The following is a 14,331-nucleotide window of genomic DNA, read 5'->3' on the forward strand; positions in this document are numbered from 1 at the left end:
AGTGAAGTTAATCAAAATAGGCTCCGTAAGCCAAACTAAAATTGGACATATGGAAACTAGTATCTATCATTTATTATTTTACAATTACTTAATTAAACCATCTCTCATGGTAACTATGTTATCTGCATATAACAGCATTTCTTCATCATGTGTTACCATCAACGTTGTAATTTTCATGGTTTTAGTTAAGTCTTTAATTAAGTTCATTATGTCTATTGATCTTTTAGAATCTAAACTTGCGGTTGGCTCATCTGCAAATAACATTTTTGGCTTGTGTATCAACGCTCTAGCAACGGCTACTCTCTGCCTTTCTCCTCCTGATAAAGATGCTGGAAAAGCGTCTTTGCGATGATACATGTCTACCAACTTGAGTAACTTTTCTACTTCTTTTATTTGTTCTTGTTTTTTAAGCTTTACTTCAGAGATTTCGAGCATGAGTGTAAGTTGGTCTTCAACTGAAAGAAACGGAACAAGATGAGAGGACTGAAATATGAAGCCAAACTGCTTTGCTCTAATTTTTCTAATTTGTTCTTGGGTCATTTCACTTAAATTTATCCCTTGAAAAAAAATTCGCCCTTCAGTTGCACGTTGAAGTCCTGCTGCTATAGTAAGCATAGTGCTCTTTCCTGATCCAGATGCACCTACTAATGCAGTTATTTGCCCTTCTTTTAGAGTTAGATTAATCCCTTTCAATACTTGCTCTTTTACTTCTCCGTTATTAAATGTTTTTTTAACATCATTAATTTGAAATATGGTCATATTAACCCTCTCCTTGTTGAATTGCTTGAATAGGTTCAACTTGTTTAATTTGAATCCCAGAAATTGTAGCCCCAACAAATCCAATAACTCCAAAGATTAAAGACAGTTGAATACTAGTTCCAATAGATAAATCAAAAGGCAACCCTTTAGGAGTTATTAGTGCAAATGCTTGGCTTAAAATAATAGATATACCTAGAGAAATCAGGGTAATAAAAATCATTTGGTACCACATCATGACAAATAATGAAATAGTTTTGAAGCCAAGAGCTTTTAATATTCCATACAACCCTATTTTTTGGACATTCATCATGTAGAAAAATATTGAAAATAACATCCCACTAATTACTACTAAAAACCAAGTAATCATATTTAATGAGAGTTGTTCCGCACTGTAGCTTGGAATTGTTTTTAGAAATTCATTAGTAGAAAATGACTGAAGTCCTGAGAATGATTGAGCTTCATCTTGTCCTGGGATATAGATTAATTGCATCTCATTCAATTTATACATCTCTTTGTAATCATCCGTATTGATAAAAGCTACAGGTGCATGACTAAATTTCTTTTGGTCTACAAAACCTATTACTTTGAATTCGCCACTGAGTTGATTGTTCGTTAACGTATCTCCAATCTTCATTCCTTCATCTTCCAATGATTGATCTACTATCACTTCGCCTTTATTAAGCTCTTCGAACAAATGGGATTCAGTTGTTGTTACAAAAGCAACACTTTGTTGTTTACCATTACGATCATTCAGAAAGCCCATTTGTATGGAAAGTGCTACAGACTCTTTATAGTTACTTAAGATGTTAGCCTCAAGTTTGCCATCAATCTTAGAAGCATTAAAAATTTCTTCTGCATTTGTATTCATATAAAATTGCCCTTCTGGCAGATCTTTAATAATCGCTGCATTATCTTGAGATAAACCATTCGCTAGTCCAGAAATAATAAATGTTAAAAAACTAATTAAAAATATAATAGATCCTAAAATCATGAAACGCACTTTGCTTTTCTTGATCTCTTTCCATGCAATATTCATATAACTTCCTCCAGTTCTACTTGCTAATTAGAGTATAGTTTTGGATGATGAACTAAACATGAACAAAGGATTACAATTCATTCGTGTTGAGAAGGCAAAACTTTATTAAACGATGGAATCTTAAAAAAAGGATTCATATGGAGGATGACTTAAACTAATGAGTAAAACGTAATGGGGGTTGGCAATTCCTTTATTTTTGATATGCAGGGAAGCAGGGAACGGATTGGAGAAACAGTGGGTTTGCGGCTTAATAATTCACGCTAAAAATTTCACTTTATAATGGAATGAATTAACAGAGGACGCCTGGTTGTAGGATGGGACAATCAAGAATAGCTAAAAATCTTCAACAACTCGCGCTTATAATTAAAACTATTTTTTGTGAAAAAACAGCCTGTCCATTATCTCGGACGGGCTGTTTTAATTTATTCATCTAATGTAATTTTAATATCTAATTCCAATTCAACGTTTCCAGCAAGCGCTTTACTAATCATACAAGCTGTTTCTGCTTTTTTTGCGATACGTTCTACTAACGAAAGAGTACGCTCTATCGTGCCAGCTGCTAATACAATATGTGGACGGTGAATGATTTTTTCATACGTTAGAGCTCCGCTTTGCGCAACTGCTACAATTGCTTCTGATTTAACCGTTAAAGCAACTTGTTCAATTTTATTGAATCCTAACATTGCCGCTAACGTAGCTGTATAACAAGTAGCTGCAGCTGCTAATAACATTTCCTCTGGATTAGTTCCGATTCCAGGACCTTTTAATTCACTTGGAACAGATACTTGAGTTTTTAACGTTTTTGTTTCTAATTGCCCTACACCAGTGCGAGGGCCTTTCCAATCTAATGATAGTTGAAATGAGTGCTTTTCCATGATAATACCTCCATATAATTATAGTTATAAATTACTATATTAAATCATGATGAAAAAAATACTCGTCAATAATTTATAACATTTACATTGTAAAATTTCAATTAAATGAAATTGTTCTATCAAAAAAGAAAAAACTGGTCTTCATATTTAACTTATTTAATTATTCTGAAATAAAGAAAGGAATTATGTTATTATTTACATGTATCTATTAAAAGTGGGATTTATATGAAAAAAAATAATTAGCAATCTTCAAAAGGTAAGAAGAAATGATGAGCAACTATTCGAGATTGTTTATTTTAATGGATACTTAAATTCAACTACGTTCGATAGTTTGATCAATTAATAGGAGGAACTTGCGTGTTAAACAACCAAGGGTTTGACTTATGGGCACATGATTACGATAAAACTGTACAAGTAAGTGAAGAGAATAATTTGTATCCTTTTGCTGGATACAAAAATATTTTAAATGTTATTTTTAATGAAGCTATGCAAAAGCAGCAGTCAAAGGTTTTAGATATAGGGTTCGGAACAGGGATTTTAACCAGTAAACTATATGAAAATGGTCATCAAATAGATGGCTTAGACTTTTCCAAGAAGATGATTGGCTTCGCACAAGAAAAAATGCCAATGGCAAATTTAATAGAGTGGGATATTTCAAATGGTTTACCTTATTATGTTAAAGAAAAAAAGTATGACTCTATCATAAGCACATATACATTACACCATTTGGCTGATGAAGATAAAGTCATTTTCGTCAAGAGTTTACTACCTTTACTTGCTGATAATGGAAAAATTATAATTGGGGATATTGCTTTCCAAACAAGAAAGAAACTTGAAATATGCAGAAATACTAGTATTCAGTATTGGGATAATGATGAATTTTATTTTGTATTTGAAGAGATAAACGCATCACTAAAAAACATATGTACATGTGAATTTCATTCTGAATCTCACTGTGGTGGTGTATTAATTATTTCAAGATGATATGTATTTTAGTGGAAGAATTAGCTGCCTTTACAGGGTAGTTTTTTTATTAAATTAGAGATGTGCGTAAAAATTGATGTTGAGAGGAAGCTGAAATTGAAGAAATATAAAATTATATTATTTGATCTAGATGGGACTCTTTCAGACCCTAAAGTTGGAATAACTAAATCTGTACAATATGCTCTGCGAAAAATGGATATTGCTGAACCAGATCTAAACAAACTAGAATCCTTTATTGGTCCACCTTTGCAAGATTCATTTGCTGATTTTTATTCTTTCGATGAGGAAAATGTAAAAAAGGCAGTTGGCTATTATAGAGAAAGATTCATAGCAAAGGGGATGTTTGAAAATAAGTTATATCTACAAATTCCTCGACTATTAGAAACCTTAAAGCAGCAGCAAATAATCTTAGTTGTAGCTACTTCCAAGGCTACTGTGTTTGCGGAACAAATTTTAAAATATTTTAAGATTGACCAATATTTTGAACTAGTTGTAGGTAGTAATCTAGATGGAACTCGAACATCAAAAACAGAAATCATTCAATACATATTCGATCGGTATAAAGATTATAAGAAAGAGGATTTTATTATGATTGGCGATCGTAAACACGATCTTATAGGTGCAAATAATACTGGTATCGACTCTATTGGAGTAACTTACGGCTTTGGTTCATTGGAGGAGTTGAGTCAAGAAAACCCGACTCATATTGCTAACGGCGTTGAAGAATTAGCGAAACTTTTAAAATGGAACATTCTCAAATAATTATAATTGGGGAATATAGTGGATCAGTGATATTAACGGAATTGAATCATTAACTTCTCTTAATTACTTGGAAGGGATTGTCGTTCCAAAGCGACTCTAGAAACGGAAACGGTAGAGTATTGATGGAAGCTTTGACAATAATTACTTCTACTTAAACTTGACAGTATAGTTGTCCAACATATTTTTGATGTTTACTAATCACTCAATTTAAAACTAAAAATACGAACGTATGTGTGGTATGATATAAGAATAATAGAATGGGTTACTTAAGGGTGGTTGAATCACTCCCGTCCGAAAGGGGTGTGGTGCCATGTCAGTATTCGAAGCTTTGATGTTTGCGGTAACTTTTACGACATTGATTGTATTGATCCTTTCATTTAACCATAAAAAATAACCCATCCTTGAGTTCGAGCTCAGATGGGTTATTACTCTCATTTAGACAATCCCCTTGAAGGGAGCCTGCTATTATATTGATCGTTTGGTGTTTTGACCACCAAACGGTCTTTTTTTAATGTACTCATTATCTAATTATATTATACCAAAGGTGAAAAGGTGTATCAACTATAGGTAGATAAGAGTGAGCTAGATTACATTTTTCTAACTAGCGTTGCTATACCTAGACTAAATTCCCTGCTTCTTGGATCCAGCTTCAATTTGAAATAGAAACATTCTTATTTCATGACAAGAATTCATTCATGGTAATATAGGAGGATATAACACTATGCATCTAGGAGAGATTCTATGTTTTTAGAAAAGATTAAAAATGGGTTAAATCAAAATCAGCCACTTTTTATCGGCGAAGAGACTGCGATGCGTTCTGCGGTTCTAATTCCGCTTGTTCAAGTAAATAATGAATGGCATATCCTTTTTGAAGTTCGTTCACTGACAATGAGACATCAACCAGGGGATATTAGTTTTCCAGGTGGAAAAATAGATCCAACAGATGCAACACCTTTGGATGCAGCCGTCCGTGAAACCCATGAAGAGTTAGGCATTGATCCATCAGCCATCCATGTTTTGGGACAAATGAGCGCATTTATTCCCACCTCATCATTTGTTATCTACCCATTTATAGCGACTATTGATAATCATCATACTTATAACCTCAACAAAGCAGAAGTGGAAAAAGTATTCACGGTACCGGTCCAGTGGCTGTTAAATCATCAACCTTATAAGCATATGGTCCCCGTTCAAGCACAGCCATCACACGATTTTCCTTACGATAAAATTGCAAATGGTGATCAGTATCAATGGAAATCCCATGCTATGGAGGAATGGTTTTATGAGTATAAGCAGTATACGATTTGGGGATTAACTGCTAGGATCTTAAAACATTTTATTGATACGATTAAATAAGGCATACATCACCAGTCAAGAAACAACTACGATTGCTTAAATAATAATGAAATCCATCAACCAATGCGTTGATGGATTTTTTTGTGTATAAGACACGAATCTTTAAAATTATATAAATTCTACTAGTCACTGTATGAAACAAATTAGTGGGATTGATGCCTATTCATCTAGAAGCATCTAAATCCAAACTTACTACTTGCATAAAACTTATAAATGAATTAATGTATGTTAGTACACACTAACATAGAATGAATTATGAAAAGGAGCTAATAATTATGTTCATCCTTAAACAATTGTCCCGGTTATTAAAGAATAAACCATTAAAAACGATCCTCTTCACTGTTTTACTTATCGTGGTTTTAGCAGTAGGAGCACGAAATGTAGAAATGGCAACCGGTAATGATACTTTAGTCAGCAGTGAATCTGATGTATATCAAGACAATCTTTCCTTAGAAAAAGAGTTTGGTGGTGAATCGATCATCGTCATGTACGAGAGTGAAGATCAGAAATCCTTACTTACCATAGATAATCTCAAGCATATGGAGGGGGTGGAAAAACAACTTGGAATAAATGAAAATATTTACAGCATCATCAGCCCTGTGATGCTCCTAAATCAGATGGCCGAAAAACAGTCTGTAAAGTATCAGGAAGGTTTGTCAGAGGTCATCAATGGTCTTGATGAAATGAGTGGAAAGTTAAATAATATTGGAGATAACCTCATTATAAAAACAGAATCGGGTAATGAGTCGCAGCAAAAAGGCACAGAGGCCTCATATGAAGAGCAAATCAAACAATTCGGAATAGCCATTGATAGAACGGCATCTTCTATGCCAACTGATAACCCTCAAGTAAAAGAACAAATCATCCAATTGAAGGGATACAGTCAAAAGTTGATCCAACTTTCTGAACAATTGAAACAAATTGAATCCAAACCCCCAGCACTTCAAACGACAGACGATATGACGTCAGGGCAAGGAAAACAAATACAACAGCAAGTTGAATTAAAGGAACTGGGTTCAGGATTAAAGGAAATGGGAAGTCGGTTGGAATCTATCAGTGAGAATATGAACAATATGCAAAAATATTCTGATACCCTTTCCCCAGGACTACCTGAAACGCAAAAAACCCTTGATTATATGATTTACGATGACGAAGGGCAACTAAAAGATATGTTCAATGAGCTGGTTATGGATGACAGATACATGATGATGTCAATTAAATTCAAAGGAGAAGTAAGTGATGTCGACAAAAGTGAGGTAGTAGAATCGATTAACTCTTATCTTAATCAGCATTCATTAACAACGACAGAAACGTTTGTATCTGGAAAGCCGGTACTGGACGGGGAAATTGAATCTTCCATGAAGGATAGTATGAAAAAAATGATGATGCTTGCTCTCATCGCAATGATTATTGTATTAATGATTACGTTTAAAACTAGATGGCGCATTTTACCTTTAGGGATAGTACTGATAGCAATAATTGGAACAATTGGAATTATGGGCTGGGTTAGCATCCCGATTACCATGGTGTCGATGGCAGTATTTCCTATTCTGATCGGTTTAGGTATTGACTATGCCATCCAATTTCAGAGTCGATATACCGAAGAAATGGAAGAAGGTGAGGATCATTATGAAGCTGAATAAAAAATTTAATAGTCGCGCACATAAAAGTTTATATCGTACCGTTACGAAAATGGTACCAGCAGTCTTGACAGCTTTAATAGCAACTTCACTAGGTTTTATTTCTCTATACACATCACCCGTCCCTATGATTCAAGACTTCGGAAAAATGTTAACTATTGGTATGATTATTAGTTTCATTGTCGGTGTTTTCATATTGATACCACTCCTTTTTACAAGGGATTACTTTTTCTCAAGTGAAGCTTCTATTAAACGCTCGAAAAAGACAGTTAAATCTTCCCGAATTGAAAATTTTCTTGATGGAATTACTAAAAAAGTGGTTGCTCTCAGATGGTGGATAATTCTCATAGCCATCATTACAGCTGGTTTTGGGATATGGGTCGATTTAGACGCTAAGGCAGAGACTGATGTCGAGACATTTATGCCGCAGGATACCCAAGTCCTGAAAGATATTCATAAATTAAGAGATATTGTTGGTACAACCGATCAAGTTTCTATCGTGTTTGAGGGTAAGGATATCTTGTCCTCAAGTTCTCTTAACTGGGTAGATGCAACAACAATTGAGATTGAAAAAGAGTTTTCACAAGTGGTGGTTAAGTCAAATTCAATTACAGAAGTGTTAAAAAAATTGAATGATGGGGAAATCCCAACAGGCTCAGAGTTAGAAGGATTAATGGATGATATTCCAGATCAACAACAGAAGTTACTTATTAACGAGTCTGGCACGAAAGGCGTAATCACTGTCGGAATAAAACATCTGGAAGCTGAGCCGTTGAAAAACTTTATTGATGATTTGAATCAGTACCTTATCGATAACCAGCCAGATAATATGGAAACTATGGTAACAGGAAAATCTGTGTTAGATGTCGAAATGGTTTCTGGATTGACAACTGGGCGATACAAAATGACTTTGCTAGGCATGGCCCTTGTATTTTTAGGTTTACTTGCAGTTTACCGACACCCGATTAAGGCTTTGATTCCTTTGTTACCGATTACTTTAATCATTGGTTGGTCAGGAGCCGTGATGTATTTAGCTGAAATAAGCTATACACCTCTAACGGCGACGCTAGGTGCATTGATTATAGGGATTGGAACAGAATTCACCATTTTAATCATGGAAAGATTTTATGAAGAACGTGAAAATGGGAGTTCAAGCATCGATGCTATCAGAATAGCAAACCAAAAAACTGGAAAATCAATTTTCGCATCAGCCATTACAACTATTGGTGGCTTTAGTGCTTTGCTTGTATCAGATTTTGTCATCTTGAGTAATTTTGGTATGATGACCCTAATCAATATTTCACTAGCTTTATTCAGTACAATTGTCGTGATGCCAGCTGTCTTGATTATTTTAGATCGTTTTGTAAAAACAAAACCTAGAATAGAAAAGGATACACTGGTAAATTAGGGGGATGAAGTCAATTAAAGATAAAACTGAACAAATTTTGCAAGCAGCTGTAAAGATTTTCATCAATAAAGGGCTTCAGGCAACCACACAGGAAATTTCCAAAGAAGCAGACGTTGCAGAAGTTACTTTGTTTCGGAAGTTTTCTACTAAGCAAAATTTATTTAAAACAGTTATTAAAAATGTACTTGAAAAACAATTTAATTCCAAGGTGATGCAACTAGCTGATCATGAAAATACAGAAGAATTTCTTAAAGGAACAATTGATAATCGCTTGAAGACACTTTCCAAAAATGCGTCTTTAGTTAAGATGCTTATCTCGGAAAGTTTGAAAGGCAATTTGAGTTCCGATATTGATTTCCCTGTGATTATTCATGCACAGTTAAAAAAAGCATTAGATCACCATTTTACTCAAAAAAATCAGAAGGCTGACACTGAATTATGTGCCAGACAGCTAGTAGGAATTTTTCTGAGTCATATTATCATTCCTAACGAGCGTCCTTATTACAAGTTAAATGATGAAGACAAAGAAGCATTAGTAAATAAGTATGTAAAATCATTAATTACATTATTATAAAAGGCTATGTTAAAGTTATTGGTTTATTTAAGTGAGCTTGGAAATGTATCTCCAAGCTCATTTTTTTTGACTGTTTTGTTTTACTAAAGTACCTGTTAGTAAAACATTAATTGAAACGATAAAGTAAACCATACATCCACAAGTACAAAATCCAAGATATTTATACAAGATATAAGCATGCTTTAGTTCAATAAGACAATAACTAAGTTAATCTATTAGTTTTTTTATGTTGCTATTCCCTTATTTCAAACCACCCGAATGCAACATCTGCCTTAACAATTTCATTATCTGGTGAAACTAAAAAAATAATAAATGAATCGCCTGATGAAAAAATGAATTTTCCATCTTCATCACTCGTCAAAGTACTTTTTGGAGATACAATTCGCTTAAATGAATTTATCCCTCTCTTCGGAAATCCTTCAACAAGTTCTGCAAAAGCGATATTTACTTCAGGCTTTGGAAGTGGAGAAAGAGTTGTATTTGCAGGTGTTACCTTATCCGAAATCATTGATTTTCCAGGAGGTTTTGGATTAAACCAAATTTCAGCTATAAAAGGTTGATTAGAATGGTTGGTAACGGTAAATGCATTTACAAATAAATTCACATCTGAATTAGAGGGGTTAATTAAGCCTCCCCAAGCATTTTTTCCTTTTCCGAAACGAATCGTTTCAGTTTGTCCAACAAAATATCTCCCCTGTAAAGATTGATATAATGGGTTAGGTATGTTGACAGCTTTAATAAATCGCTCATTATTAAACATTGGCATACGAACAATTCACTCCTTTCTAAAGTCTATGTAAATTGAAAGGAAATGTTTCGACAAATATATTTAAAAATAAAAGAATTTAAGCATAATCTACTTGATAAATGTTACTTTTCCATTTTACGCTTTCACTCTATTATGCTAGTATGAAATTAATTAAAATAGTTGCAGGGGAACGCATTTGCGTTGAGAAGGTTAAAACCTGACCCTTTGAACCTGTTCGTTAAGACGAACGTAGGGAGCAGAGTACATAGCGTTTCGACGTATTTCTTTTGTGCTAAAGCTCTCCATTTAGGAGGGCTTTTTTGTTTGCTAATTCAATATTTTAATTGCGGGGGGACTATTTAGTTGAGAAGGTAAAACCTGACCCTTGGAACCTGACAGTTAACACTGACGTAGGGAGCAATGTTTCATTTACAACGCTCTTTTGCCACGTGCAAAGGAGCGTTTTTTGCACTTGCGTCCATCCGAAAAAGGAGGACTTATGATGACATTTTGTGAAGAAGTACGAAAAGAAACTGATCTTTATTGGCAAGCAAGTTTTAATCATCCATTTGTAAAAGGACTTGTCGATGGGACACTGCCACTTGATAAGTTTAAGTTTTACATTATGCAAGACGCTTATTATTTAAAGCACTACACGAAGGTGCTAGCAATTGCAGCAACAAAGGCTGAAACGAACGAAGATATTGCTTACTTTTTAGAAACGGCTCGTCATATCAATGAGGCTGAGCTTGATTTGCATCGAACGGTTTTTAAAGAGCTAGGTATAACTGAACAAAAGGAAGCAAATTTTAAACCGGCTCCAGCGGCTTATAACTACGTATCACATATGTACAATGCTGCAAATAACGGAGATGTAGAAGAGGCGTTTGCTGCCATGTTCCCTTGTCCATGGTTATATCAAGAAATTGGGGAGAAGTATAAAGACGCAAAACCAGGCGTTAAGCTATATGAAGAATGGATTGCGATGTATAGTGCACCGGATTATAAAGAAAAAATCGAGGTGCAAAAGACGATGATGAATCGTTACGCAGAAGCAAATCCAGGTAAACAAACTGTGTTCAAAGCTCATTTTGAAAAAAGTTGCTACTACGAGTGGAAATTTTGGGAAATGCCTTGGACACATGAAAACTGGCAAGATGAGGTAAAGAACTATGCCTATTAAACAAATTCGTAAAAAAAAGCCTCTCGTACATTGCATGACGAACTATGTCGTGGCGAACTTTACAGCGAATGGGTTACTTGCAATTGGTGCGTCACCTGTCATGGCTGATGAAGTTACAGAAGTAGAAGAAATGGTCGCGATTGCAAATGCTCTTTTAATTAATATTGGCACGATCAATATAAGAACGAAAGAAGCGATGTTACTAGCAGGGAAAAAAGCGAATAAGCTTGGAACACCTGTTGTATTAGATCCAGTAGGAGTTGGGGCGACTAAGTTTCGTCAACAAGTAGTAAATGAACTATTAGAAAGTGTTCGATTCGATTTACTGCGCTGTAATGTGGGTGAACTTGCTACCATAGCAGGTGTTTCATGGGAGATAAAAGGCGTGGACAGTGGAGAAGGTGAGATGGACATTGCAACCGTTGCCACGCATGTAGCCAAAAAATGGAACTGTATAGTGGTGGTCACAGGAGCTTCTGATTATGTTACTGATGGTGACAATGGATTCTGGGTAACTGGTGGTCACATTCAGATGACCGAGGTAACAGGAACAGGTTGTTTACTAAGTGCAATTTGTGCAGCAGTCTTAACTTTAGAAGGAGAACCTCTTTTAAACTTACGTGATGTACTACAAGTTTATAAAAAGGTGTCAGAACAAGCGGTTCTATCTCCACTTCTTGGCTCATTTCAAATAGAAGTCTTAAATTCTTTACATCAATTTTCTAGAGGTGAAAATAATTGAATATCGTGATGACCATAGCTGGCTCAGATAGTAGTGGAGGTGCTGGGATACAGGCTGATTTAAAGACATTTCAAGAGCTTGGAGTGTTCGGTACATCAGTGATTACTGCGTTAACAGCTCAGAATACACTTAGTGTAGAGGGAGTTTTCCCTGCATCTGCAGACTTTGTTAAACATCAAATCGAAGTTGTCTTTCAGGACTTACCCATAAAGGCAGTCAAGACCGGTATGCTTTTTTCAGCCCCAATTATTGATGAAGTAGTGAATAGCTTACGCCAAAAAGATGTTTTGCTTGTCGTTGACCCTGTGATGATTGCAAAAGGAGGAGCAAGCTTGTTACAACATAAAGCAGTAGAAGCATTAACGACAAAGCTTTTACCACTTGCAACGGTGTTAACTCCGAATATTCCAGAAGCTGAAGTGATTAGTGGCGTTGAGATTAAGTCAGAAATGGATATACAAAAAGCGGCTGAAAAGATAGTAGCAATGGGTGTAAAGTGCGTGGTTATGAAGGGTGGCCACTTAGATGAACAAGGAACTGCAACAGATAGAGTATTTTTTGCGGATGGTACAACTTTTAAAATGACATCTGCCCGTATAGAAACGAAACATACGCATGGAACAGGTTGTACTTACTCCGCAGCACTTACTGCATTTTTAGGACAAGGTTGGTCTTTAAAAGAAGCAATCATTGAAGCTAAAAAGTTTGTCCAGCTAGCTATTGAAACCCCGTTAAACATAGGGCATGGACATGGGCCGACAAACCATTTTGCCTATAAACTAGCAAAAGGTGTATGTGAGGTGAACATCATTGAAGCGTAACGATCTAGCGTGCTATTTCATCATGGGAACACCGAACTGCATAGAAGAGCCATTACATGTGTTGGAAGATGCATTAAAAGCAGGTATAACAATTTTCCAACTTCGTGAAAAAGGCGAAGGGGCATTAACAGGAAAAGTACTTGAACAATTTGCTCGTCAATGCCAGGGGATGTGTAAACGATACAACGTGCCGTTTATTGTAAATGATGATGTAGAGCTGGCCTTGAAACTCAAAGCAGATGGCGTTCACGTAGGACAAGATGATGTAACACTTACGCACATACGCGAAAAATTTAAAGGACGAATCGTAGGAGTTTCAGTGCATACAGTCGAAGAGTTGGAACAGGCTGTAAGAGGTGGTGCTGACTATGTGGGGATTGGACCAATTTATGAAACACAGTCGAAATCTGATGCGAAAGCTCCTGCTGGTCTAACTTTTTTAAGAATAGCGAGAAGCTTGTATCGAGATTTTCCGCTTGTCGCAATTGGTGGAATCACAACTAAGAATACACATGAAACACTTGAAGCAGGTGCCAATGGGATAGCGGTGATTTCGGAGATTTGCCAAAGTCAAAACCGATATGAAACAGTAAGAGCATGTAAAGTTCATATATAATCGAAAAATTGACAGGGTATTGAGTTCTAGTTGGTGAACTAGAACTATCAACTGTATAGATTCAAAATAAAAATAGCTTATCCATTAGAGGGATAAGCTATTTTTATTATGTCCTTTATTTAGCTGATAGTTCACTTTCTGTTACCCATTTATGATTGGTCACTTCTTCTCCGCTAGTAGTCGAAGTGTAATCAATCATATAAACAGTCGTTTGTTCTGCTGAATCAATATCAGCCTTTGTACCATCCATTCCATCCATATGATCTGCATTAAGGATAACTTCGGTTCCAGCTTCCAATGGTTCATCACCGGAATCTTCAACTTCTTCATGAATAACCCATTTGTGATTGGTCACTTTTTCTCCACCTGTTGTCGGGGTATACGATACAGTATAGGCTGTAGTATCAACGGCAAGAACAATTGTTGCTTCAGCACCCTTCATACCCTCCATGTGATCTGCTTCGATAATCGCTTGGCTTCCCACTTCAAAAGTTGGGTTTTCTTCCACCTTCAAATTTTCAGGAACTTTACCTGATCCGGAGTGATTCATATCCATATTTTCTTCAGAACCAGATTCCATATCCATATTTTCTTGATTCATGTCATCCATTTCATCTTTTTCAGAAGATGAATCTGAGCAAGCAGTTAGCGCTAGCACTAGAGTTGGAACCAGTAGTATTTTTCTATAAGTATTTTTCATCAATAAGTCACTCCTTTAGCTAATGACAAGAGTATACCCAATAAGTATGCAAAATCTATGCAGATCGACGTTTGATCGTTATAGAAAGAAACTACTTAGGCAAAATGCAATACGGAAAACTTCAAAA

15 protein-coding genes and 2 riboswitches are annotated in these 14,331 nt (G+C 35.5%); of the genes, 10 read left to right on the forward strand and 5 right to left on the reverse strand.

The genetic code is table 11. From position 1 onward, the window contains the following. Window positions 1-84: 84 nt before the first annotated feature. From C406_RS0102895 to C406_RS0102905, 3 genes are all read right to left on the reverse strand, one after another. On the reverse strand, window positions 85-759 hold the full coding sequence (locus C406_RS0102895) for an ABC transporter ATP-binding protein (RefSeq protein WP_017379086.1): 675 nt from the start codon (window positions 757-759) through the stop codon (window positions 85-87). 1 nt (window position 760) lies between these two features. After that, window positions 761-1,795 (reverse strand): ABC transporter permease, encoded by a 1,035-nt coding sequence (locus C406_RS0102900; protein WP_017379087.1) that lies wholly within the window; start codon window positions 1,793-1,795, stop codon window positions 761-763. A 422-nt stretch (window positions 1,796-2,217) separates the two neighbouring features. Then, a complete protein-coding gene (locus tag C406_RS0102905) occupies window positions 2,218-2,670 on the reverse strand; it encodes an OsmC family protein (RefSeq protein WP_017379088.1) in 453 nt (150 codons plus the stop codon). Between the two features lie 357 nt (window positions 2,671-3,027). Between C406_RS0102905 and C406_RS0102910 the strand changes: the two genes are divergently transcribed. The 6 genes from C406_RS0102910 to C406_RS0102940 all read left to right on the forward strand — a co-directional run bounded on the left by C406_RS0102910 (window position 3,028) and on the right by C406_RS0102940 (window position 9,394). Further along, window positions 3,028-3,654 carry a class I SAM-dependent methyltransferase gene (locus C406_RS0102910; protein WP_017379089.1) on the forward strand — a complete coding sequence of 209 codons (627 nt, stop codon included), beginning with the start codon at window positions 3,028-3,030 and terminating at the stop codon, window positions 3,652-3,654. 96 nt (window positions 3,655-3,750) lie between these two features. Further along, window positions 3,751-4,416, forward strand: coding sequence for an HAD family hydrolase (locus C406_RS0102915; protein WP_017379090.1), 666 nt, complete (start codon window positions 3,751-3,753; stop codon window positions 4,414-4,416). 741 nt (window positions 4,417-5,157) lie between these two features. After that, the gene (locus tag C406_RS0102925) at window positions 5,158-5,772 is read left to right on the forward strand and encodes an NUDIX hydrolase (RefSeq protein ID WP_017379091.1); all 615 of its coding nucleotides are present in this window, start codon (window positions 5,158-5,160) and stop codon (window positions 5,770-5,772) included. Window positions 5,773-6,047: 275 nt separating this feature from the next. Beyond that, a complete protein-coding gene (locus tag C406_RS0102930) occupies window positions 6,048-7,415 on the forward strand; it encodes an MMPL family transporter (RefSeq protein WP_017379092.1) in 1,368 nt (455 codons plus the stop codon). Then, window positions 7,402-8,820, forward strand: a complete 1,419-nt coding sequence (locus tag C406_RS0102935; RefSeq protein WP_017379093.1) for an efflux RND transporter permease subunit — start codon at window positions 7,402-7,404, stop codon at window positions 8,818-8,820. The genes C406_RS0102930 and C406_RS0102935 overlap by 14 nt, the downstream gene beginning before the upstream one ends. A 4-nt stretch (window positions 8,821-8,824) precedes the next feature. After that, window positions 8,825-9,394, forward strand: a complete 570-nt coding sequence (locus C406_RS0102940) for a TetR/AcrR family transcriptional regulator (protein WP_017379094.1) — start codon at window positions 8,825-8,827, stop codon at window positions 9,392-9,394. A gap of 232 nt (window positions 9,395-9,626) precedes the next feature. On the opposite strand, the gene C406_RS0102945 is transcribed toward C406_RS0102940, so the two are convergent. Continuing rightward, window positions 9,627-10,160, reverse strand: a complete 534-nt coding sequence (locus C406_RS0102945) for a DUF6143 family protein (protein ID WP_017379095.1) — start codon at window positions 10,158-10,160, stop codon at window positions 9,627-9,629. Window positions 10,161-10,316: 156 nt separating this feature from the next. After that, window positions 10,317-10,415, forward strand: a riboswitch (TPP riboswitch). A gap of 65 nt (window positions 10,416-10,480) precedes the next feature. Further along, window positions 10,481-10,576: riboswitch (TPP riboswitch) on the forward strand. 68 nt (window positions 10,577-10,644) lie between these two features. On the opposite strand from C406_RS0102945, the gene tenA reads away from it, so the two are divergent. From tenA to thiE, 4 genes are read left to right on the forward strand one after another with little or no spacing between them, the layout of a single operon-like run. Next, a complete protein-coding gene (tenA, locus tag C406_RS0102950; protein WP_017379096.1) occupies window positions 10,645-11,325 on the forward strand; it encodes a thiaminase II in 681 nt (226 codons plus the stop codon). After that, complete coding sequence (thiM, locus tag C406_RS0102955; RefSeq protein ID WP_017379097.1) at window positions 11,315-12,067, forward strand: hydroxyethylthiazole kinase; 753 nt, start codon at window positions 11,315-11,317, stop codon at window positions 12,065-12,067. Before tenA ends, thiM begins: the two co-directional genes overlap by 11 nt. Beyond that, window positions 12,064-12,888, forward strand: a complete 825-nt coding sequence (gene thiD / locus C406_RS0102960; RefSeq protein ID WP_017379098.1) for a bifunctional hydroxymethylpyrimidine kinase/phosphomethylpyrimidine kinase — start codon at window positions 12,064-12,066, stop codon at window positions 12,886-12,888. Before thiM ends, thiD begins: the two co-directional genes overlap by 4 nt. Beyond that, window positions 12,878-13,504: a thiamine phosphate synthase gene (gene thiE / locus C406_RS0102965; protein WP_017379099.1), complete on the forward strand. Its 627-nt coding sequence runs from the start codon at window positions 12,878-12,880 to the stop codon at window positions 13,502-13,504. Before thiD ends, thiE begins: the two co-directional genes overlap by 11 nt. A 115-nt stretch (window positions 13,505-13,619) precedes the next feature. Here thiE and C406_RS0102970 read toward each other — a convergent pair whose 3' ends face one another. Next, window positions 13,620-14,204 carry a YdhK family protein gene (locus C406_RS0102970; RefSeq protein WP_017379100.1) on the reverse strand — a complete coding sequence of 195 codons (585 nt, stop codon included), beginning with the start codon at window positions 14,202-14,204 and terminating at the stop codon, window positions 13,620-13,622. Between the last annotated feature and the right edge of the window lie 127 nt (window positions 14,205-14,331).

Source organism: Paenisporosarcina sp. TG-14, assembly GCF_000297555.1.
Taxonomy (GTDB): domain Bacteria; phylum Bacillota; class Bacilli; order Bacillales_A; family Planococcaceae; genus Paenisporosarcina; species Paenisporosarcina antarctica.